We start from the raw sequence: 19,645 nt of genomic DNA on the forward strand, positions 1-19,645 counted from the left end.
CTGCGGGGACTAGCCGCCTTCCTCTTTGCTTCAACGCAACGATCATCTTGTAAGACGGTAGCATGATGTTCGCATTGCAAACGCGGACAAAAGGCATGAAACCTCGATACAGTGACGATGTTACGATGGACGCAATCATGCGCGAGTGGCCGGCAACCATCCGCGTCGTTCTACAGAACGGCATGCTTTGCGTAGGCTGCCCTATTGCTCCGTTCCACACCATTTCCGAGGCTGCGCGGGAGCACGGGCTTAGCGAGGAATCACTTCGCTTCGATCTGGATGCCGCTATCGAGCGAACCGGAGCGGATTAGTTCTTCCCAGTCCGCCCTTCAGCCAGCACAAGTAGGCGGTGAGGTTCAACCACGGTCACCTTCTCCCGCCCGCTTTTGACGAGCCCCTTCTCCTCCCAAGATGAGAGCAGCCGGCTCACCGTGTGCAGCGTCGTTCCTGTCATCTCGGCAATGTCCTGCCGTGAGATCGGGAAGTCGATCATTATTCCTTCATCGGTCTTCCGGCCCGTCTGCTTGACCAGCTTAAGCAGCGCATGGGCGACCCGTTGATCCACCTGTTCGGTGGACATTTCGACGACGCGCGTGTGAGCGTCCTGCAACCTGCTGCCTACGGTCTTATAGGTGTTGGCACCAAAATTGGGGAAAGCTTCCGCAAATTTTGGCCAAAGGTGGCCCGGCCATGCAAGCACAACGCAGTCGGCGGCGGCGATCGCGCTGGCTGGATAGGTGGTGCGGCCTATCGCGTGGGCGATGCCCAGCAGTTCGCCGGGGCTGATATATCGTACCGTCACCTCTTGGCCATCGGGCGTTGTTTTGACGACGCGGACATGTCCGTCGAGCAGCAAGAAAAAAGACTGCGCTTCCTGCTCCTGCTCGAACACGGGCTGGTCTTTGGCAATCCGCAACGACCGGGCTTGACCGATCATGTAGTCGAGATCCGTGGGGGCCATACCCTGAAAGGCAGATAGCCCGGCAATCAATGAGCGATCGAGGCGGCTCAACTGCAGCGCCCCTTCCGAAACTTTACTGTGACCATGAAAGGCATTCCGTATCTGTCGAGCCACACAATGTCATAGGCCACCGACGGGCGGCAAGTGGCACACACCGCGGCCTTTTTCCTCATTTCCCAACTTTGTTTGCGCTGCAGCAAAGTTCTCAGGCCGGACACAGCTTAGAAAAGCCAAAGCGGTAAACGCCGTCGAGCATAATTGACCAGAAAGGTAAGATCATGAAAAATGCAATCGTAATCGCCGCCGCGCTCGCGGCGTCGGTGTTGGCTGGAGCGGCGCACGCCGCCGACCATGAGGTCCAGATGCTCAACAAGGGCGAGAAAGGCGTGATGGTCTTCCAGCCTGACTTTGTCCAGGCAGCGCCTGGTGACACTGTCACGTTCGTGCCAACCGATAAGGGCCACGATGCCGAGACGATCAACGGCATGATCCCGGACGGCGCGAAGACTTTCAAGGGCAAGCCGGGCGAACAAATCACCGTTACACTCGACAAGGAAGGTGTCTACGGCGTGAAGTGCGCGCCCCACTACGGGATGGGCATGGTGGCGCTGATCGTGGTCGGCAAGCCGGTCAATCTGGCGAAGGCAGCCGCGGTTAAACAGTCAGGAAAGGCGAAGAAAGTGTTCGAAACCCTGTTGGCTGAAGTTCCAGCGGGCAATTGAAGGCATAGCATATATTATTCAGATAACCGGCAGGATCCTCGGGACGGACATGAGTCCGCCTGGGGTTCCTCGTTTTGGAAAATGCATCCCATGGCAATTCCACGCACACGGCCGGGCGCATATCCGGCGGTTCTCTCTTACGGTTTCCGGCCGTTCTTCCTGCTTGGCTCGCTGTATGCCGGAGGGGCGATCCTGTTCTGGCTGCCGTTGTTTTACGGCCGGCTCGAAACCTGGAGCGCCTTCCTGCCCGTAGACTGGCATGTCCACGAGATGCTGTTTGGCTATCTCGCGGCGATCGTCACGGGATTCCTGCTGACCGCGATCCCGAATTGGACCGGACGTCTGCCGGTGCAAGGCCTGCCGCTGCTGGCGCTCGTCCTGCTGTGGCTTGCGGGGCGGGTTGCGGTGTTCTTTTCGGTGGAGACCGGCTGGCTCGTCGGAGCCGCAGTCGACTGCGCCTTTCTCCTGGCGGTAGCGGCCGCCGCCGCGACCGAAATCATCGCGGGCCGAAACTGGTGGAACCTCAAGGTGCTGTTGCCGGTCGCCGCGCTTCTGGCGGCCAACGTGATGTTTCATGTCGAAGCACACTACCAGGGCGTCTCGGATATCAGCCGCCGGCTCGGCCTCGGGGCTGCCGTCGTTCTCATCATGACCATAGGCGGACGCATTGTTCCCAGTTTCACCCGCAATTGGTTGGCTCGCGAAAATCAGGGCCGCCTGCCTGCCCCGTTCAGCCATTTCGACGTAGCAACGATCGCGCTGTCCGCGGCCGCATTGGCGGCTTGGGCCTTCGTTCCTGAAAGCAGCGCGACAGGCGCAATGCTGATCGCCGGATCGGCTCTCAACGCTATCCGGCTTGTGCGCTGGGCGGGTGATCGCACGTTTCGTGATCCGCTGGTGGTGATCCTGCACATCGCGTTTGCCTTTGTGCCGATCGGTCTTCTGCTCGCCGGACTTGCCGTCGTCCTGCCGGAGACTGTCCCTTCCGCGGCGGGCATTCACGCGTTCAGCGTAGGAGCGGTGGCATGCATGACGCTCGCCGTCATGACCCGCGCCACGCTTGGGCACACAGGGCGCGAATTGCAGGCGAACATTGGCACGCGCGTGGTCTTTGTCGCGATCGTGCTTGCGGCCGTCATGCGCATCGGCGCCGCGTTCCTACCTGCGCAAGCAATGCTTCTCCACATATCGGCGATGTTGTGGGTGGCGGCCTTCCTCGGCTACGCGGCTCTCTTCGGCGGCATGCTCGTTCGGCCCAAATTACGGCTGCGGCAGCCGAACAAGGCGCCGTCTTGACGCGCGGATCAGGACCGCTTCGATCCAGCAAACGGAGTGCCGTCGGCCCCGGCTGGTGTGGCGAATCCGAACTTCGCATCACATTGGAGCAGTGCAATGGGCAAAATTTCGGCGTTGAACCCACACACTAATCGCGCCAACAATCATATCGGCTGTTCGTCGAGATATCTCAAGGTAGCCAAGCGCTTGATGGCAGTCGTTGCTAGGATTTGAGCTCGGTCGCGGTCGGCCTGGAGGGGAAGTTTTTCCCCCGCGTTGAGGTAGGATTCGGCCAGCAGCTCGCAGAGAGCATCCAAGGATTCCGGCGATCGGTCGCTGATTGAAGTGTTCGTTCCGAGCGGACTGGCAGTGAGTTGTTGCGCAAGGTCTCGCGCCTCTGCCGCCAGATCGCTAAGCGCGGTCTTGTCATGTTCCCCGCGAAACGCAGCAAATGCTTTCAGCCGGATCGCGACCTGTTCTTCCATCATTGCAAGATCGCCAGCGCTGGCAAATGTCGCGTTGGCCTCACGACGCGAAGAGAATGCACGCCGGCGTTCGATCCGCAGAACACGGGCATGTTCCAGTTCCTCCCTGGCCATCTGCTCGGCAGCGGATCGGATCTCGGTTGAAGGTGCGCTCGAAGCCACATAGGACCAAAAGGCAAAAGCGCGCTCTTCGTTTCTCACTGCCATCGCAAACGAATGGTAAGGGTCCACAAGTTCCGGCGAGACCACGGCCGTGTTCTCGTCATCGAAAACACCTTTCGGTGTCCATCGGAGCTGCCTCAGATCCGGATCATTGCTACTGGATTGTCGGGACCAGCGAGTGACGTTTTCGATATGGCCCGTTTCCTCCTTGACCAGGCGCTCGAAGACCTCGGCCAATCTCGCCTGACCCTTATCGCGCATTCGCTGCGCCAGTTCTGCGTACCGTTGAGCAGCTTCCTTCTCCATCGCGAAAGCGATTGCCAGAAGTTCGGCCATCGATCTTACCGGCGCCGCCGGCTCTGCTCCCAAACGAGACATGACGTTCCTCCTATGCCAGTTTTTTCAACACTAGGCCGACTGCCTGGAAGTTATTTGCGCTGCGTCAAAGAACTCTCCTCCAAAACCGCCGACACACACGCCAGAGGCCGCTGGCGGACGAAACCAGCTAGCTCCCAGCCTGAGAACGCAATGAAGGAAGCCGATGCCGGGGAGCATTTCCAAACGATATACGTCAACCGCTTCCTTACGACTCTCGAGGAACTGGCGCCGTCTTGCTGCGTGGGCAATTGCAACGCTGGCAATCCTAGCTGTCTGGTCGGCACCCACCCATGCCGGAACACTCCAGGACTACTTGGCAAGCACGAAGCCGGGGGAGCTGATCCAGGGTGGCGATCGATACGGGGAATTCGAAGGCGTCCCTCCGCTGGCGCCAATCTACTCGGGAACCCGAAAAATCGGGTACGCCTACCTCAACACCGACTTTTCCAGCGCGGTTGGATATTCGGGAAAACCGATCAGGATCCTTGTCGGCATTGATGCTGCGGGGATTATCCGTGGGATCAAGCTGGTCGAGCACAAGGAACCGATCGTCCTCATAGGCATACCGCAGGCAAAGGTCGTCGCGGCGCTCAACTCATTGATCGGCAAGGACCTCAGCCGCGTTGCTGCCGGGGCAGAACAACTCCCGCAGGTCGACATCGTCAGCGGTGCCACCGTGACAGTTCTGGTGATGAGCGACAGCGTCGTCCGCTCCGCCGTCAAACTAATCCGGAGCAACCGTCTTGGTGCAACCAGTTCGACCACCTCACCAGTCGCCCAAGGGCTGATCAAGAAACCGGACTTGTCCAAATCTGAAATCCGCGATTGGGCTTCGCTCCTGGGCGATGGCTCAATTCGCAGCCTTCGCCTCAGCGTCGGCGAGGTCTCCGACGCTTTCACTCAAGCCGGCCATCCTGAAGCTTCCGCCAAGCCAGAGACAGCCAATCCAAGCGATCGCTTCATCGACTTGTATGTGGCTGCGGTCAGTGTGCCGACGATTGGTCGAAGCCTTCTGGGAGATGCCGCCTATGAGCGGCTGCAAAGGAAGCTCAAGCCCGGGCAGCAGGCAATCGTTGTTGCCGGTGACGGCACTTATTCCTTCAAGGGTTCAGGCTATGTGCGGGGCGGGATTTTTGACCGGATCGAACTGCTGCAAGACGGCCAAGGCGTCAGGTTTCGCGATCGAAACCACACCAGACTCGGCGATCTGGCGGCGAAGGGCGCGCCGAGCCTGCGCGAAATAGCATTGTTTTCCGTACCGGAGGAATTTTCGCTCGATCTCACGCAGCCTTGGGAACTGCAGCTGCTAGCTCAGCGCAGCTATGGTGCGCGGGACAAGGCGGTGCTTCCGTTCAATGTCGGCTATACTCTTCCCGACCGTTACCTGACGATCGAAGGGCCACCGGTGCAGGAGGCCGTCAAATCGGTTTCGGAAGCGGTCGCGCCGGCACCTGCGTCGGCTGAAGAGCCAGGCGCGACTTTCCCCGACCAGGAACCGCTCTGGATGAAAATTTGGAGGATGGACACGGCTTCGGTCGCCATCACCGTGGCCGCGCTCCTTGTCCTCACCGCCATCTTCTTCTTCCAGAACTGGCTGGTTCGGCGGCCGCGCCTGTTCGGTTGGGTGCGACGCGGCTATCTCCTTTTCACACTGGTCTGGCTTGGATGGTACGCCAATGCCCAGCTCTCCGTGGTCAATGTGCTGACATTTTTCAACTCGTTGGTCAGCGGCTTCAGCTGGGAATTCTTTCTGTCTGCACCTCTCATCTTCATCCTTTGGGGTGCCGTTGCGGCCGGGCTGCTCTTCTGGGGCCGTGGGCCGTTTTGCGGCTGGCTTTGCCCGTTCGGCGCGCTCCAGGAGCTGACCAATAATCTGGCGCAGTGGCTGAAAGTGCCCCAGATCACGTTGCCCTTCGGCCTGCACGAGCGGCTGTGGCCAATCAAGTACATCATCTTCCTCGGCCTCTTTGGCCTTTCGCTCTATTCGGCGGGCATGGCCGAGACCTACGCCGAGGTCGAGCCGTTCAAAACCGCGATCATCCTGAAGTTCGCCCGCGAATGGCCGTTCGTGATCTTCGCGCTGGCGCTTCTTGTCGCAGGCCTGTTCATCGAACGCTTTTATTGTCGCTATCTCTGCCCGCTCGGCGCCGCCCTCGCCATACCAGGGCGCATCCGCATGTTCGAGTGGCTGAAGCGCTACCCCGAATGCGGCTCGCCCTGCCAGCGATGCGCAAAGGAATGCCCCGTTCAGGCAATCCATCCCGAAGGTCAGATCAACGTCAATGAATGCATTTACTGCATGCATTGCCAGGAACTCTACCACGACGACCATCGCTGCCCGCACATGATCCAGGTGCGCTTGAAGCGCGAAAAATTCGAGGCGCTCTCGTCGCCGTCGAGCCGGGGAAAGGGGCCGGCCAAGCCGGTGATCGCCTTCAAAGGCAAGCCAATCGAGCAAACCAGCCCGGTTCCCAGTTCAACGACCTAAGACTCAATCAGAAGGAGAAGGAATATGTCGGAAGAAGACCGCAAGAGAACCCTGAGCAGGCGCCAGCTGCTGGGTACGTCGGCAATCGTGGCGGCCGCCGGCGCGTCGGGCATTGGCGGCACGCTGACTTTGGGCGGAAGCATGGTGTCGCCGGCAGCGGCACAGAGCGCTGCGACGGGAGGGCAAAAGTTCGAGGTCATGCCAGGCGAGCTCGACGAATATTATGTTTTCTTTTCGAGCGGCCAAAGCGGCGAAGTCCGCATTGTTGGCGCACCTTCGATGCGCGAACTGATGCGGGTCCCCGTCTTCAACCGCTGCAGCGCGACCGGATGGGGCCTGACCAACGAAAGCCGCAAGGTGCTGACCGAAGGGCTGCTGCCGGAAACCAAGGAATTCCTGAAGGACAAGGGCGGCATCTACCTCAACGGCGATCTTCATCACCCGCACCTCTCGTTTACGGACGGCACCTATGACGGCCGCTACCTGTTCGCGAATGACAAGGCCAATACCCGCGTGGCCCGAATCCGCCTCGACGTAATGAAATGCGACAAGATCATCCAGCTGCCGAACCAGCACACCGTGCACGGGCTGCGCGTCCAGAAATATCCGAAGACAGGCTACGTCTTCTGCAATGGCGAGGACCGGGTGCCGATCCCGAACGACGGCAAAGTCCTCGACGACAAGACGAAGTACCACGCCATCTTCACCGCCGTTGACGGGGAGACAATGAAGGTCGCATGGCAGGTGATGGTCGACGGCAATCTCGACAACGTCGATGCCGACTACCAGGGCAAATATTGCTATGCCACCTGCTACAATTCCGAAGAAGGCGTCAATTTGGCCGAGACGATGGCGAAAGAGCAGGATTGGGTCGTCATCTTCAATCTCAAGCGCATCGAGCAAGCCGTCGCCAAGGGGGATTTCAAGGAAATCGGCGGCGTGCCGGTCATCGACGGGCGCCACGGTTCGCCCTATACGCGCTACGTTCCCGTTCCGAACAGCCCGCATGGCATCAATACCGCGCCAGACGGAATCCATGTGGTGGCCAACGGCAAGCTGTCGCCCACCTGCACGGTTTTCGATGTGCGCAAGTTCGACGACCTCTTCGACGACAAGATCCAGCCCCGCGATGCCGTCGTGGCGGAACCCCAGCTCGGTCTTGGACCGTTGCACACAGCTTTCGATGGCCGAGGCAATGCCTACACCACCCTGTTCATCGACAGCCAGATCTGCAAATGGAATATCGACGACGCCAAGCGCTCCTTCGCCGGCGAGAAGGTCGATCCGATCCGTCAGAAGCTCGACGTCCATTATCAGCCCGGCCACAACCATTCCTCGATGGGACAGACCAAGGAGGCGGACGGGAAATGGCTCATCTCCCTCAACAAGTTCTCCAAGGATCGATTCCTCAACGTTGGCCCGCTCAAGCCGGAGAACGACCAGCTCATCGATATCTCGGGCGATACCATGGCGCTCGTCCATGACGGGCCAAGCTTTGCCGAACCGCATGACGCAACCCTGGTCCACCGGTCAAAAATAAATCCCGTCAGCGCATGGGATCGAGCGGACCCGTTCTTCGCTGACGCCGTAAAACAGGCAGCTGCTGACGGCATCGACCTGCTGGCGGATAGCGAAGTCATCCGCGACGGGAACAAGGTTCGCGTCTACATGACGTCGGCTGCACCGGCGTTCGGACTAGAGAGCTTCTCCGTCAAGCAAGGCGACGAGGTAACGGTCTACGTCACCAACATCGATGAGGTGGAAGACCTCACCCATGGCTTCGCCATCGTCAACTACGGGATCAACATGGAGGTTGCGTCCCAGGCGACAGCTTCGGTGACGTTTACGGCGGACCGGGCAGGCGTCTACTGGTATTACTGCTCCTGGTTCTGTCATGCCATGCACATGGAGATGCAGGGCCGCATGTTCGTCGAGCCGCAGGCTGCGTGACGGCATGGCTCGATTGGCCACCCTCGCAACTTTGGGAATGGCGGCGTTTCTTGTCGCCATTCCCGGTAACAATGCCGGGGCGGCGGAAATCGCCGTGCCGGCCGATGAGACGCGCCTTCAAACGATCGTCGATACCGCCGCCCCAGGCGACGTGCTGTTGCTCGCAACCGGCAGGCACCGCGGTCCGGTATCCATCACCAAACGGATGACTCTGCAAGGCCAGGCAGGCGCAATCGTCGAGGGTGATGGCCAAGGGAGCGTAATCACCGTCGAGGCCGCAAATGCCGCCGTGCTCGGTCTGGAGATTGTTGGTTCCGGGTCCGACTTGGATTCGATGGACGCCGGCGTGTTCGTGAAAGAGACGGCCAAGGGCGCAATCGTCGAGGGGAACGCGATCCTCGGCAACCTCTACGGAATATATCTCCATGGCGCTGCGGGCGCGGTCGCTAGGGGGAACCGCATAGAGGGTATGCGCACAGGGCGGACGAACCAGGCTGGAAATGGCGTCTCCGTCTGGAACGCGCCTGGCGCCAAGGTCGTCGGCAACCAGATCAGCTTTGGACGCGATGGCATTTTTGCGACTGCCAGCAAACACAATGAATTCAGCGCGAACATATTCCACGATGTGCGGTTCGCGATCCATTACATGTACACAAACGACAGCGTGATCAGCGACAACGTTTCAGTCGGCAATGTCGTTGGCTATGCCATCATGTATTCCAGTAGGCTGCGGGTCACAGGCAATTTGTCCGATGGCGACCGCGACAACGGGCTACTGTTCAATTATGCCAATGGCTCAGAGATAAGCGGCAACGTGGTTCGCGGCCGAAGGCAGCCGATCGGCAGATGGGCGAGCAACGGACAGCGTTTCGCCGACACGGACGGACTTCCTGTGGGCGACGCGGACGGGGTGGTGACTCCGACAGGGGCCATTGCCCGCCTAGGCCCCGAGAAATGCGTGTTCATCTACAATGCGAACAAGAACCGCTTTCGCGGCAATCGATTCGAGGGTTGCGAGATCGGCGTGCATTTTACGGCCGGTTCGGAAGGCAACGAGATGGCCGGAAACGCCTTCATCCGCAATCGAAACCAGGTGAAATATGTCGGTACGCGCGACCTCGATTGGTCGAGCGGCGGCCGAGGTAACTATTGGAGCGACAACCCGGCTTTCGACCTGAACGGCGACGGCATCGGCGATAACTCCTACCGACCGAACGATATGATCGACAAAGTCCTCTGGACAGCGCCGGCGGCGAAGGTTCTCGTCAACAGCCCCGCGGTGCAGGTGATCCGCTGGGCGCAGGCCCGATTTCCCGCAGTCTTTCCCGGCGGCGTCGTCGACAGCCATCCACTGATGAAGCCGGCCGCCACGGAGGAGAGCCCATGAGCGTCAACATTCAATTGAACTCCGTTGCCAAGCACTTTGGCGGAGTCAGGGCCGTCGATGAAGTTTCATTCGCACTGAGCGATGCTGAAACCGTCGCCCTCGTTGGACATAACGGTGCGGGCAAGACGACCCTGATCAAGCTCATGCTTGGGCTGAGCCGCCCCACATCAGGTTCCGTGACCGTGCTGGGGGAGGATACTTCAGCCGGAAATTCCGCCGTTCGCAGACATCTTGGCTATCTGCCGGAGAACGTTTCATTCAATCCGGTTCTGACCGGCCGCGAAATGCTTCGTTTCTACGTTGGATTGAAGGGCGAGAGCCTGCGCTCCGTGAACGAGCTGATGGATCGAATCGGTCTCGCGCATGCTGCGGACCGACGCATTGGAACCTACTCGAAGGGCATGCGGCAGCGGCTGGGATTGGCGCAAGCGCTGATCGGAACACCGCGGGTTCTTCTGCTGGATGAGCCGACCACAGGCCTCGATCCAGAACTGCGCCAGCAATTCTATCGGATCGTGCGTGAAATGCGGGATGCGGGGACAACGATCCTTCTGTCGTCGCACGCGCTCAACGAGCTCGAAGGAAACGCCACGCGCGTCATTATAATGAACGAAGGCAAGAAGATCGCGGACGGGTCACTCGAAGAATTGCGGCGGATCGCTCGCCTGCCGACGGTCATTCGGATGAGGGCTACCGACGGCGGCGTCCAGCGCATCAGGGACTGGATGGGAAATCGGCCGGATCTCCGACAGGTGAACGGCCATACCATCGAATTGGACGCGTCCCCCGATAGCAAGATCGCGTTCCTGCGCCGGACAGCTGGCGCCGAAGTGCCGTTCGACGACATCGAGATGGTGCCGCCCGGCCTCGATGAACTTTATGCCCATTTCCTCGGCGGGAGACCATCAGCATGAGTACGATCGCGCTTCTGGCCGTCAAGGAAATCCGCGAAGGGCTGCGAAACCGCTGGGTGGTGGCAGCGACAGCACTGTTGGCGGCGCTCGCGCTAACCTTGACGTTTCTAGGCAGTGCGCCAACTGGCAATGTCGGGGCCAGCGCTCTTGATGTGGTCGTGGTGAGCCTGGCCAGTCTCACCATATTCATCGTTCCGCTCATCGCCTTACTGATCTCCTATGATGCGATTGTCGGCGAGATCGAGCGCGGCACGATGACGTTGTTGCTGAGCTATCCCGTCCGGCGTTGGCAAGTGCTTCTCGGCAAGTTCCTTGGCCATCTTGCGATCCTGGCATTTGCGACCCTCATTGGGTATGGCGTTGCCGCGATTGCGCTGGCGGCGACTGGAAAGTCGATCGGCGGCGCCAGTTGGTTCGCCTTCGCAACAATGACGGCCTCGTCGGTGCTGCTCGGAGCCGTGTTCGTGGCGATCGGCTATCTGGTCAGCGCGGTCTCACGCGACCACGGAACCGCGAGTGGGATCGCGATCGGTATCTGGCTCCTGTTCGTGCTGATCTACGACATGGGGTTGCTGGGATTGCTGGTAGCCGATCAGGGGCGGTTCGTGACCGCCGGCATGCTAAATGCACTGCTTCTTCTCAATCCGACAGATGCGTACAGGTTGCTGAACCTTATGGGTACTGCCGACATCAGTTCGGCATCCGGCATGGCTGGAACCGTCCAGAGTGTCGCGCTCGGTTCTTTTTCGCTCGTGGCGGCATTAGCAGCGTGGACGGTCGCGCCGATGGCCGCCGCCGCTTTCATGTTTTCGAGGAGGGAGCTGTGAGGATGCGCTTGGGACTGACCCTCCTCGCCGGAAGCCTCATAGCCATAGCCGGCTGTCAGCGAGGCCCGGACAAGATGCCGGCGCCGTTCGCCATGACCGAAGATGCGATGGGCCGCTATTGCGGTATGAACATCCTCGAACATCCGGGTCCGAAAGGGCAGGTTATCCTTGCCAAGTATGACGAGCCCATCTGGTTCTCCTCGGCCCGCGACGCGATCGCCTTTACCATGCTGCCGGAGGAACCCAAGGACATACGGGCGGTCTACGTGTCCGACATGGCGAAGGCACCCAACTGGGATAATCCAGGTATCGACAACTGGGTGAATGCCAAGGACGCATTTTTCGTCATCGGCAGTGACAGGAAAGGTGGCATGGGAACGGCGGAAGCGGTGCCTTTCTCCTCCAGCGAATCCGCGCGGGCTTTTGCCAAAGAGCATGGTGGTCAGGTCTTGGACTTCGCCGACCTGCCGCGTGGTTACGTTCTGGGGCAGGAGTCCGAGACGGCTTCCTATGGCAGCTCGGACCCGCAATCGCTTGATCCCGACAACGCAAATTGAGGGCGCTATGATCTCCCATATGTCTCGCCGTCGGTTCATTGGCATAACCGCTGCTGCTGCCGGAATGGCCCTGCTTCCGCTCGGTGGCAAAGCTCTGGCGACACCGTCGGCCGTCTCGTGGCGCGGAGAAGCTATGGGCGCCCAGGCAACACTGCTCATCAACCATCCCGACCGAGCCTTGGCCTTGAGGCTCGTTGACCAAGTTGCCGCCGAAGTTCGCCGCTTGGAAAGGATTTTCAGCCTCTATCGCGAGGATTCGGACCTTTCGAGATTGAATCGCCAAGGATTCCTGGTCTCGCCGTCAACGGATCTCGTCGAAATCCTTCGCCGTTGCTACGACGTCTGGCGTCTCACCGAGCGCGCCTTCGATCCTACGGTGCAACCATTGTGGCTAGCCTACAAACGCCACTTTTCCGATCCCCGAGCCACTGCCGCCGGGCCTTCGCGCCAGATCATACAGGAGGCCCTTGATCGGGTCGGGTTTGACAAGATGGCTTACTCGGAAGACCGCATCGAACTGCCAGCAGCCGGATCGGCGCTGACGCTCAACGGCATCGCGCAGGGTTACGTAACGGATAAGGTTGTCGATCTGCTGCGCGCCGGCGGCGTTGAGCACGCACTCGTCGACATGGGCGAGGGCCGTGCGATCGGATCGGCGCCAGAGGACCGGCCTTGGCGCATTGGCATAACTGATCCCTCTAATCCCGATTCGATTCTGAAAGTCTTGCCGCTGACGGACAGCGCCGTCGCCACCTCGAGCCCGGCCGGCTTTCAGTTCGATGAAGACGGCCGGTTCACCCATATTATTGATCCGCGAACCGGATCCACTCCACAACGCCATGCGAGCCTGAGCGTCGTCGCGCTGACTGCCACGATTGCGGATGCACTGTCGACCGCCTTCAGCCTGATGGACATGGAGACAATTGCCGGTGCGGTCCGACGCCTCGATGGCGTAGACGCGTATGTTCTGTCGCAAGACGCTCTATGGACGCACGTCAAGTCTTAAATCGGGGAGCGCGGATAGGCGGCAAAGGAACAAGCCCAATTGCCCGCGTTGTCAGGCGGCTCTGCCACGATCGGTTACCAAGTGAGTCTCCTCCCGCCAGACTGCGAGATAATCGAGAATAGGCTCGTCCTTTCTCGTGATCGTGGTGTGGCGACGGCAATACCAACCACACCAATCGGCAGAACGGGATGTGGGGATAAAGGGATACTGGCTCACCTTTAGAAATCGCCAGCCAGTCGGCACCGGTACCTGGCTTCCCACCGCGGGCGAGAACGCGGAGCCGCTGGGTCACTGGTACAACCGCGAAGGACGGGCATCTATTTTCTCAGGACGGACGGAGCGTCAGTCATGCTAGCCGTTCGCCTGTACGGCTCTTTGCGGAATGCCGACAAACGGCAATTTCCCAGTTCCTCCAGGATTCTCGGAATTGTTTGCGTTTCGACAAATAGGCCGACTGACCACGGGGTAAATTTTCGCGCCGGGATCGACCATCGCCGCCGTCTCCTGGCTCCAACGTTTCTGGCGGCCGGGAATTCAATCGACATGGCAGACCCAGAACTTGCATCGACACTCTTGATCGACGTGCGGACCATCGCCCCGATAGATCGGCACCCGCGAATCTTCGGGGTAGCGACCGCGTTGGCCGAGGGTTCTTCTTTCATCATCGTCAACGACCACGACCCACGACCTCTGCACTATCAGATCGAGGCCAGATACCCCGGCGTATTCGCCTGGGAATACCTTGAGCGAGGGCCGGAGGTCTGGCGCGTCGAAATCAGCAGACCGCAATCGTCTGGCTGCGATTGTTGCTGCGGCAGCTGATGACCAGCCCAACGTCCGGCGGCACTTTGCAAGCATTCTTTTTCGTCGCCACCGACTGGTCTGGCCACCGCCTAGGTCAAACCTTCGAAACATCAAACGCGAGGAGGGTTCCTCGCCATGAGAATGTCGCTGAAGGTTAACGGTCAGGCGATCGAGACGGAGATTTCGCCAATCTCCCGATTGAGCGGGTTTCTTCGCGACGTCCTTGGCCTGACGGGTGTCAAGGAAGGCTGTTGCGAGGGCGAGTGTGGCGCATGCACGGTGCTGCTGGATGGCCAGCCGGTTGATTCCTGCTTGATGCTGGCCTTTCAAGCCGCAGGGCGCGAGATCACCACCATCGAGGGACTCTGTGGGAGCGGCATCAACGATCTGCAGCAGGCCTTCTTGAAGATGGGTGCCGTGCAATGCGGCTACTGCACGCCGGGGATGGTGCTGGCCGCCGAGGGGCTCTTGCATGCCAATCCCAGCCCAGGCGAAGCCGAAATCCGCCATGCACTAGCAGGCAATATCTGCCGCTGCACCGGCTTCGAGACCATCGTGCAGGCGGTCGCTACCGCAGCTGCCGCGCGCCAGGGGGCAGGGCGATGAATGCGCTCACGGTCTCAGCGCCTGTCGATATGGCCGAGTTGCGGGCGACGCTCGCCGCGGAAGCGGGGCCGGTGCATTTCGTCGCCGGAGGGACGGACATGCTGATCGCGGGCCGCCCGCTCCCTGAAACCGGACTGCTGGTTGATCTCGCCCGTGTGGCGGGCATGGCCTTCATTTCCACAGATGGCTCGGATGTTCGCATCGGAGGTGCCACCACTGTCGCGGCGCTTGCCGCGGATTGCAGGCTGCGAGTACGGATTCCGGCCCTTTGCGAGGCTGCCGCACAGTGCGGGTCTGTCCAGATCCGCAACCGGGCCACCATCGGTGGCAACATCGCCAATGCCGCCCCAGCCGCCGATTTGATGCCCGTGTTGGTCGCCGCGGGAACAAGACTGGTGCTGCTCAAACACAACGGGACACAATACGAGGCCGCGCTCTGCGAATACCTTCCAAACTCCGGTCATCTGATTACGGAAGTGATCTTGCCAGCGAGCGGCCTTCTGCCGCGAAGCGCCTTCGTCAAGCTCGGATCTCGGCAGGACATGACCATCTCGCGCCTCAATCTCGCGATGCTGGCTGAGTTTCAGAGCAACCATTTCGGCGTCGTGCGGATCGCAGCCGGAGCGCTTGGTCCCGTTTCTAGCAGACTACACCGGGCAGAAGTGGCGCTCGCGGGCTGTAAGCTCGGCGCCGCCACGTTACGCGACTTCATTGCTGCGTTGATCGACGAGGTCGATACGGCCATTCCCGGCCGGAATTCGCAGATATACAAGCGCCGCGCGATCACCGGGCTCGGGCTCGACCTGATCGCGCAGGCCCTGGGGCTCAGCCCACGTGATCGGCTCTTCGAGGAAGCAGCGGGATGAACCAAATCTCCCATCGGGTGCCGCTCGTTGACGGCGTGGCAAAGGTCACGGGCGCATTGCGCTTCGCGGCCGATTTGCATGTCGAAGGATTGCTGCACTGCGCGCTCGTTTTCAGCCCGCATCCACATGCCCGCGTCGCCTGTGTCGATGCTGCATCCGCATTGGCGGTTGAGGGCGTACACGCTGTCTTCTGGCATGAAAACACGCCCGCACGATACTACAACAGCTCGATCTGGTTCGCCGGACAAGAGGCGCTGGCAGACGAGCGAATGTTCCCGGCGGTGGTGCGCCATATTGGCGATCGGGTTGCGGCTGTGGTTGCGGATACGGAGGAGATTGCGCGGCACGCGGCACGGCTGGTCGTAGTCGAATACGTAGATCTCCCCGCTATATTTGATCCTGAAGCCGCGCTCGTTCACGCCGGACCAGTGATGCGCGACGATGGCATTCCCGCTTTCATGAACCCGGTGGCCGACGAGAGCTTCACGCATGGCGATCTTGATGCCGGATTTGCTGCGGCTGACCTGGTGGTGGAAACACATGTCACGACTCCGCGCAGCCATCACTGTGCGATTGAGCCTCACGCCTGCATTGCCAAACCTGAACCCGATGGCCGAATCTTGATCCTTTCGCCGTGTCAGAGCGTTTTTGCCGTGCAGGCTGTCGTTGTCCAGGCATTGGGAGTGCCACAAGATCAGATACGCGTAGTGAAGACTCCCATAGGCGGCTCCTTCGGCGGCAAGGCCGAGCCGATTCTCGATCCGTTGTGTGCATTCTTTGCGCTGGTGCTAGGGCGGCCTGTGATGATCCGCTACGACCGGCATGAAACCTTCACCGCGACCCGCACGCGGTCGAGCGTTGTCGGCCGGATGCGGATCGCGCTTAGCTCCGACGGCCGAATCCTGGCGCGCGACACCGAGACGCTGGTGGACATCGGCGCTTATTGCACCGGCGGCAACTATCTGCCCAGTTCGATGCTTCAGAGACTGGTTCGGCTTTATGACATTCCCGCCGAGCGCTACACGGGCCGCGCAGTCTACACCAACACCGCCCCGGCAGGCGCTTTTCGCGGTTACGGCTCCCCCCAGATTCACACGATAGCCGAGATCACGCTTGATATATCCGCGCGGCGGCTGGGGGTGGATCCGGTGGCGATGCGGCTGAGGAATCTGGTTGAGCCTAATGCGATTGAACCTTGGCAAGGGCTCAGCGTTGGCAACGCTCGGGGGAGAGAATGTCTGCTACGCGGGGCCGATGCATTCGGCTGGCAGGCGCGTAGGCAGACGGATGCCGGACGAGGCCGGTGGCGGCGAGGAGTGGGGGTAGCCTCGGCCACTCACATCAACGGCTGCTATCCCGGTTTCCACGAGGAAACGACGGCGAGGTTGAGCCTCTTGCCCGACGGGCGAGCGGAACTCGTCTGCGCGCTCCACGACCTCGGCTGTGGGGCCGACACCACGCTTGCGCAGATCGCGGGCGAGACGTTGGGTCTCAGGGCGTGCGACATAGCCATCGTTCCCGCCGACACCGATAGCTGTCCATATGATCTCGGCACACGGGCCAGTCGCATGACCTATATCTGCGGCGAAGCAATCCGACTTGCAGGCGTGGCACTCTCGGAAGTGATCCGGGCTGCGGCGGTCCTGGAATTGAATACAGAAGTTGATGAATTGAGGCTGGAGGCGGGCGCAGTGCGCCGCCCGGACGGCTCGGGCCTGGCGCTTTCAGAACTCGCTGCCCGCTTGACGGTCCGCGGGCTGGAACTGCCCACGGCGACCGAGACCTATCGCGCCCAGGCCAATCCAGGCTCATACGCAGCGCATTTTGCTGAGGTGGAGGTCGACGGACTCACCGGTCGCGTACGCGTGACAGATTATCTAGCCGCCCATGACGTCGGCCGAGCGATCAACCCCATGCTGGTGGAAGGCCAAATCCATGGGGGAATCCAGATCGGTATCGGATATGCCCTTTACGAGGATGTTGCGATCGACCCTGTCACTGGCCGAATGCGTGGCGACAGCTTCAGCCGCTATACATTGGCCAATGCCTCCGAGATGCCGCCGATGCGTGTCCTGCTCATCGAAGAGGATGAGCCGACCGGCCCCTTCGGCGCCAAAGCCGTCGGAGAGATCGCGACAATCCCGGTCGCGGCGGCCGTGGTCAACGCCGTCAATGATGCCCTGGGCACCGAACTGACAGATTTGCCGCTAATACCCGAGCGAGTCCTCGCTGGATTGAGTTGAGGGACAATGGTCATGGAGGTACATCTAAGCCACTGTGGTATTGCACTCGGTCCGAAGCCTAGGGTGCGCCTGCGCTTTCCGGCCGTGCATCCCTTCCATGCCTGTGCACTGCCGATGCCGCCGAACGATATCAAATGCGCGGCAAACGCCCACACCGGATATCTCGCAGGATAGCTGGGGTAGGCATGTCAATCGATCACGCTGTTGTGTGGCTGGAATTCCGAACAGCAAAAGTGTTTCTTTTTGAAGACGCTGCAACGCCGTCAGTCGCTGGAGAACCTGAATTCATTGGTGACAAGCGGCTGATGCATGATGGTCAGAAAGGCCAACGTCGAGACGATGATTTCTTCGGGGAGATTCTTGGCTTTCTGGAAGCTAGGAAGAAATGGGTTATAATCGGAAATAGATCGAGCTGTGTCGGCTTGCTCGAGCGCATATGCCGTCAGAAGACCGAAGGTCGTGTCGTTGGCGTGGAATTCGTCGATGCGGTCACCGCTGAGGAAGTGTTATCGCGAGCCCGTAGCTATTTTAGCGACCGCCACTAGGTTTTTCCGCCACGCCATTGGCCGTTGTGAGATCAGCCCAAACGAGGATAGGGCAGGGCGAAGACCTGGCCGATGCCAACGACATCAGGGACAGGCTGGACGAACTGGAAAGGCGCGTCGGTCCATAGCGAGTTGGTGTTGACGACAACACAGTCGCTACCTCACCCAGCACCAAGCCCAGGATTCGCTAAGAGATCCGCATAGCTGCAGTCGTCGTCGACGTTAGGCGGCTAGACGCGGCTTCCCGTTGCCGCGAACCGTGGGAACAGGATGTTGTTCTCCAGATGGATGTGTTCCATCAGGTCTTCGGCAAACTGAGCCGTGCCGACGTAGAGCGCCTGCCAGGAGCGGCAGGCTCCGTCGGGCGTGGCAAAGTCACCGGTGAGGCTTTCGAGAAGCCGAAGCAAGGTGCCCTGGTCGTCATGCTCGTGCCGCAGTTCCGAAATCGGGATATCGAACTTGCCTTTGCCCCATTGCCGCATTGCCGGAAACAGAATGGCCTCTTCCTTGGCCATGTGTTGCTCCAGTTCGCTCTGCATCTGCCGTAACGCATCCGAAAGGCCGGCTGGCGCCTTCGGATGTTCGCGATGCACCGCCTCAACCTTACGCGACAGTGCAATGAGCTCGGGCAGAGCGCGCCGGTGCGCTTCGTGGTAGCAGGCTTCGATGTGGTTGATCAGTTCGTCGCTGTCCATCGCAGCCGGCGCCGCTGTCCCCGCAGTGTCGGTACCAAGCGCCTCCAACGCGCGCTCAAGGTCGTCGGGATCGACTCCGCGCCGGTGCGCGGCGCCATCGAGGGTGAGATCGCCATTGCAGCAGAAGTCGATCTTGAATTTGCGGAAAACGGCGGTGGCGCCAGGCAGCGTTGCGGCTATGTCGCCGACGGTGCGTTCCCATAGTTCTGGAACTGGGAATTGAGTGTTCATGACGAAGCTCCATGCATTTTCGACACAACGGCTTTGAAACTCCAAGCGGGTCCATTCGACGCGACGCAATGTCTCGAGGACGAAATCGTGCCAACCGTTGGACCATGAATTGCCCAGATAAAGGTCCGCGTCTTTGCGCTGGAACAAAGAGGAGCAGATCACCAAGCTATCGCCGTCAGCCTCCCAGCGGGAAGCCTGAGTGCGTGCGGCGCGGCTGAGTTCAGGGCATTTGGCTCAAAGAACATACCAATTTCTCAAGTTCGGATCCTGCGTGTCCGGGCAGGGGTGCGCACCTGATCGCCTAGCGTGATAAGGCCCGATGTCTTCGGCGATTGAACAGAGTTTTCCGCTGTTTCAGCCGCAGGAGGCATAAGGGTGTCCGGTGCGCTTCATCCGGCCGTCGCGCACAGGCCGCAGGCTTATGCCCTGATCGGCGGCCAGCCAAAGCCGCAATGGCCGACGATGCCGATCGCCTGCGCCATGTGATCGCAAAGACGCCGTGCCATGCCAAGCCGCCCTGCTCGCATGTTGCGTCTCAAAGCT

Annotated in this window: 18 protein-coding genes; 15 read left to right on the top strand and 3 right to left on the bottom strand. The window is 60.3% G+C overall.

Translation table 11 applies throughout. The annotated features are described in order from the left end of the window. The first annotated feature begins 62 nt into the window (after positions 1–62). The gene (locus FJ426_RS07460; protein WP_246675505.1) at positions 63–311 is read left to right on the top strand and encodes a DUF1858 domain-containing protein; all 249 of its coding nucleotides are present in this window, start codon (positions 63–65) and stop codon (positions 309–311) included. Here FJ426_RS07460 and FJ426_RS07465 read toward each other — a convergent pair. Then, entirely contained in the window at positions 308–1,012 is a 705-nt protein-coding gene (locus FJ426_RS07465; RefSeq protein ID WP_140825077.1) for a Crp/Fnr family transcriptional regulator, read from the bottom strand. The genes FJ426_RS07460 and FJ426_RS07465 overlap by 4 nt on opposite strands. 227 nt (positions 1,013–1,239) lie before the next feature. Here FJ426_RS07465 and FJ426_RS07470 point away from each other — a divergent pair, with 227 nt between their 5' ends. Both FJ426_RS07470 and FJ426_RS07475 read left to right on the top strand, forming a co-directional pair. Then, a complete protein-coding gene (locus tag FJ426_RS07470) occupies positions 1,240–1,683 on the top strand; it encodes a pseudoazurin (protein WP_140825081.1) in 444 nt (147 codons plus the stop codon). Between the two features lie 90 nt (positions 1,684–1,773). After that, a complete protein-coding gene (locus tag FJ426_RS07475) occupies positions 1,774–2,979 on the top strand; it encodes an NnrS family protein (protein ID WP_140825082.1) in 1,206 nt (401 codons plus the stop codon). Between the two features lie 143 nt (positions 2,980–3,122). Here FJ426_RS07475 and FJ426_RS07480 read toward each other — a convergent pair whose 3' ends face one another. Then, entirely contained in the window at positions 3,123–3,941 is an 819-nt protein-coding gene (locus FJ426_RS07480) for a ferritin family protein (protein ID WP_181176926.1), read from the bottom strand. A 205-nt stretch (positions 3,942–4,146) separates the two neighbouring features. Here FJ426_RS07480 and FJ426_RS07485 point away from each other — a divergent pair, with 205 nt between their 5' ends. The 12 genes from FJ426_RS07485 (at position 4,147) to FJ426_RS07540 (ending at position 18,176) form a co-directional block, all read left to right on the top strand. Continuing rightward, positions 4,147–6,471 (top strand): NosR/NirI family protein, encoded by a 2,325-nt coding sequence (locus FJ426_RS07485; protein ID WP_140825084.1) that lies wholly within the window; start codon positions 4,147–4,149, stop codon positions 6,469–6,471. Positions 6,472–6,495: 24 nt separating this feature from the next. Continuing rightward, positions 6,496–8,421, top strand: coding sequence for a TAT-dependent nitrous-oxide reductase (gene nosZ, locus FJ426_RS07490; protein WP_140825085.1), 1,926 nt, complete (start codon positions 6,496–6,498; stop codon positions 8,419–8,421). Between the two features lie 4 nt (positions 8,422–8,425). Continuing rightward, positions 8,426–9,808 (top strand): nitrous oxide reductase family maturation protein NosD, encoded by a 1,383-nt coding sequence (locus tag FJ426_RS07495; RefSeq protein ID WP_140825086.1) that lies wholly within the window; start codon positions 8,426–8,428, stop codon positions 9,806–9,808. Next, positions 9,805–10,722: an ABC transporter ATP-binding protein gene (locus FJ426_RS07500; protein ID WP_140825087.1), complete on the top strand. Its 918-nt coding sequence runs from the start codon at positions 9,805–9,807 to the stop codon at positions 10,720–10,722. The genes FJ426_RS07495 and FJ426_RS07500 overlap by 4 nt, the downstream gene beginning before the upstream one ends. Next, positions 10,719–11,549: an ABC transporter permease subunit gene (locus FJ426_RS07505; protein WP_140825088.1), complete on the top strand. Its 831-nt coding sequence runs from the start codon at positions 10,719–10,721 to the stop codon at positions 11,547–11,549. Before FJ426_RS07500 ends, FJ426_RS07505 begins: the two co-directional genes overlap by 4 nt. A 2-nt stretch (positions 11,550–11,551) precedes the next feature. Next, complete coding sequence (locus FJ426_RS07510) at positions 11,552–12,106, top strand: nitrous oxide reductase accessory protein NosL (protein WP_140825089.1); 555 nt, start codon at positions 11,552–11,554, stop codon at positions 12,104–12,106. A gap of 133 nt (positions 12,107–12,239) precedes the next feature. Next, on the top strand, positions 12,240–13,112 hold the full coding sequence (locus tag FJ426_RS07515) for an FAD:protein FMN transferase (protein ID WP_246675506.1): 873 nt from the start codon (positions 12,240–12,242) through the stop codon (positions 13,110–13,112). A 543-nt stretch (positions 13,113–13,655) separates the two neighbouring features. Next, a complete protein-coding gene (locus FJ426_RS07520; RefSeq protein WP_135900601.1) occupies positions 13,656–13,934 on the top strand; it encodes a DUF2249 domain-containing protein in 279 nt (92 codons plus the stop codon). A 123-nt stretch (positions 13,935–14,057) separates the two neighbouring features. Next, the gene (locus tag FJ426_RS07525; protein ID WP_246675507.1) at positions 14,058–14,522 is read left to right on the top strand and encodes a (2Fe-2S)-binding protein; all 465 of its coding nucleotides are present in this window, start codon (positions 14,058–14,060) and stop codon (positions 14,520–14,522) included. Beyond that, positions 14,519–15,388, top strand: a complete 870-nt coding sequence (locus FJ426_RS07530; RefSeq protein WP_140825091.1) for an FAD binding domain-containing protein — start codon at positions 14,519–14,521, stop codon at positions 15,386–15,388. The genes FJ426_RS07525 and FJ426_RS07530 overlap by 4 nt, the downstream gene beginning before the upstream one ends. Then, positions 15,385–17,631: a molybdopterin cofactor-binding domain-containing protein gene (locus FJ426_RS07535; RefSeq protein WP_140825092.1), complete on the top strand. Its 2,247-nt coding sequence runs from the start codon at positions 15,385–15,387 to the stop codon at positions 17,629–17,631. Before FJ426_RS07530 ends, FJ426_RS07535 begins: the two co-directional genes overlap by 4 nt. A gap of 185 nt (positions 17,632–17,816) precedes the next feature. Next, positions 17,817–18,176: a hypothetical protein gene (locus tag FJ426_RS07540; protein WP_140825093.1), complete on the top strand. Its 360-nt coding sequence runs from the start codon at positions 17,817–17,819 to the stop codon at positions 18,174–18,176. A gap of 230 nt (positions 18,177–18,406) precedes the next feature. On the opposite strand, the gene ric is transcribed toward FJ426_RS07540, so the two are convergent. Beyond that, entirely contained in the window at positions 18,407–19,102 is a 696-nt protein-coding gene (gene ric / locus FJ426_RS07545; RefSeq protein WP_140825094.1) for an iron-sulfur cluster repair di-iron protein, read from the bottom strand. Positions 19,103–19,645 lie beyond the last annotated feature (543 nt).

This window comes from Mesorhizobium sp. B2-6-4 (assembly GCF_006441495.1).
GTDB lineage: Bacteria > Pseudomonadota > Alphaproteobacteria > Rhizobiales > Rhizobiaceae > Mesorhizobium.

Coding starts and splice junctions, on each gene's coding strand:
- FJ426_RS07520 (WP_135900601.1), top strand. CDS start 13,656: ATGGCAGACCCAGAACTTGCATCGACACTCTTGATCGACGTGCGGACC.
- FJ426_RS07505 (WP_140825088.1), top strand. CDS start 10,719: ATGAGTACGATCGCGCTTCTGGCCGTCAAGGAAATCCGCGAAGGGCTG.
- FJ426_RS07475 (WP_140825082.1), top strand. CDS start 1,774: ATGGCAATTCCACGCACACGGCCGGGCGCATATCCGGCGGTTCTCTCT.
- FJ426_RS07525 (WP_246675507.1), top strand. CDS start 14,058: ATGTCGCTGAAGGTTAACGGTCAGGCGATCGAGACGGAGATTTCGCCA.
- FJ426_RS07530 (WP_140825091.1), top strand. CDS start 14,519: ATGAATGCGCTCACGGTCTCAGCGCCTGTCGATATGGCCGAGTTGCGG.
- FJ426_RS07480 (WP_181176926.1), bottom strand. CDS start 3,941: ATGGCCGAACTTCTGGCAATCGCTTTCGCGATGGAGAAGGAAGCTGCT.
- ric (WP_140825094.1), bottom strand. CDS start 19,102: ATGAACACTCAATTCCCAGTTCCAGAACTATGGGAACGCACCGTCGGC.
- nosZ (WP_140825085.1), top strand. CDS start 6,496: ATGTCGGAAGAAGACCGCAAGAGAACCCTGAGCAGGCGCCAGCTGCTG.
- FJ426_RS07500 (WP_140825087.1), top strand. CDS start 9,805: ATGAGCGTCAACATTCAATTGAACTCCGTTGCCAAGCACTTTGGCGGA.
- FJ426_RS07460 (WP_246675505.1), top strand. CDS start 63: ATGATGTTCGCATTGCAAACGCGGACAAAAGGCATGAAACCTCGATAC.
- FJ426_RS07515 (WP_246675506.1), top strand. CDS start 12,240: ATGGGCGCCCAGGCAACACTGCTCATCAACCATCCCGACCGAGCCTTG.
- FJ426_RS07540 (WP_140825093.1), top strand. CDS start 17,817: ATGTCAATCGATCACGCTGTTGTGTGGCTGGAATTCCGAACAGCAAAA.
- FJ426_RS07485 (WP_140825084.1), top strand. CDS start 4,147: ATGCCGGGGAGCATTTCCAAACGATATACGTCAACCGCTTCCTTACGA.
- FJ426_RS07535 (WP_140825092.1), top strand. CDS start 15,385: ATGAACCAAATCTCCCATCGGGTGCCGCTCGTTGACGGCGTGGCAAAG.
- FJ426_RS07495 (WP_140825086.1), top strand. CDS start 8,426: ATGGCTCGATTGGCCACCCTCGCAACTTTGGGAATGGCGGCGTTTCTT.
- FJ426_RS07510 (WP_140825089.1), top strand. CDS start 11,552: ATGCGCTTGGGACTGACCCTCCTCGCCGGAAGCCTCATAGCCATAGCC.
- FJ426_RS07470 (WP_140825081.1), top strand. CDS start 1,240: ATGAAAAATGCAATCGTAATCGCCGCCGCGCTCGCGGCGTCGGTGTTG.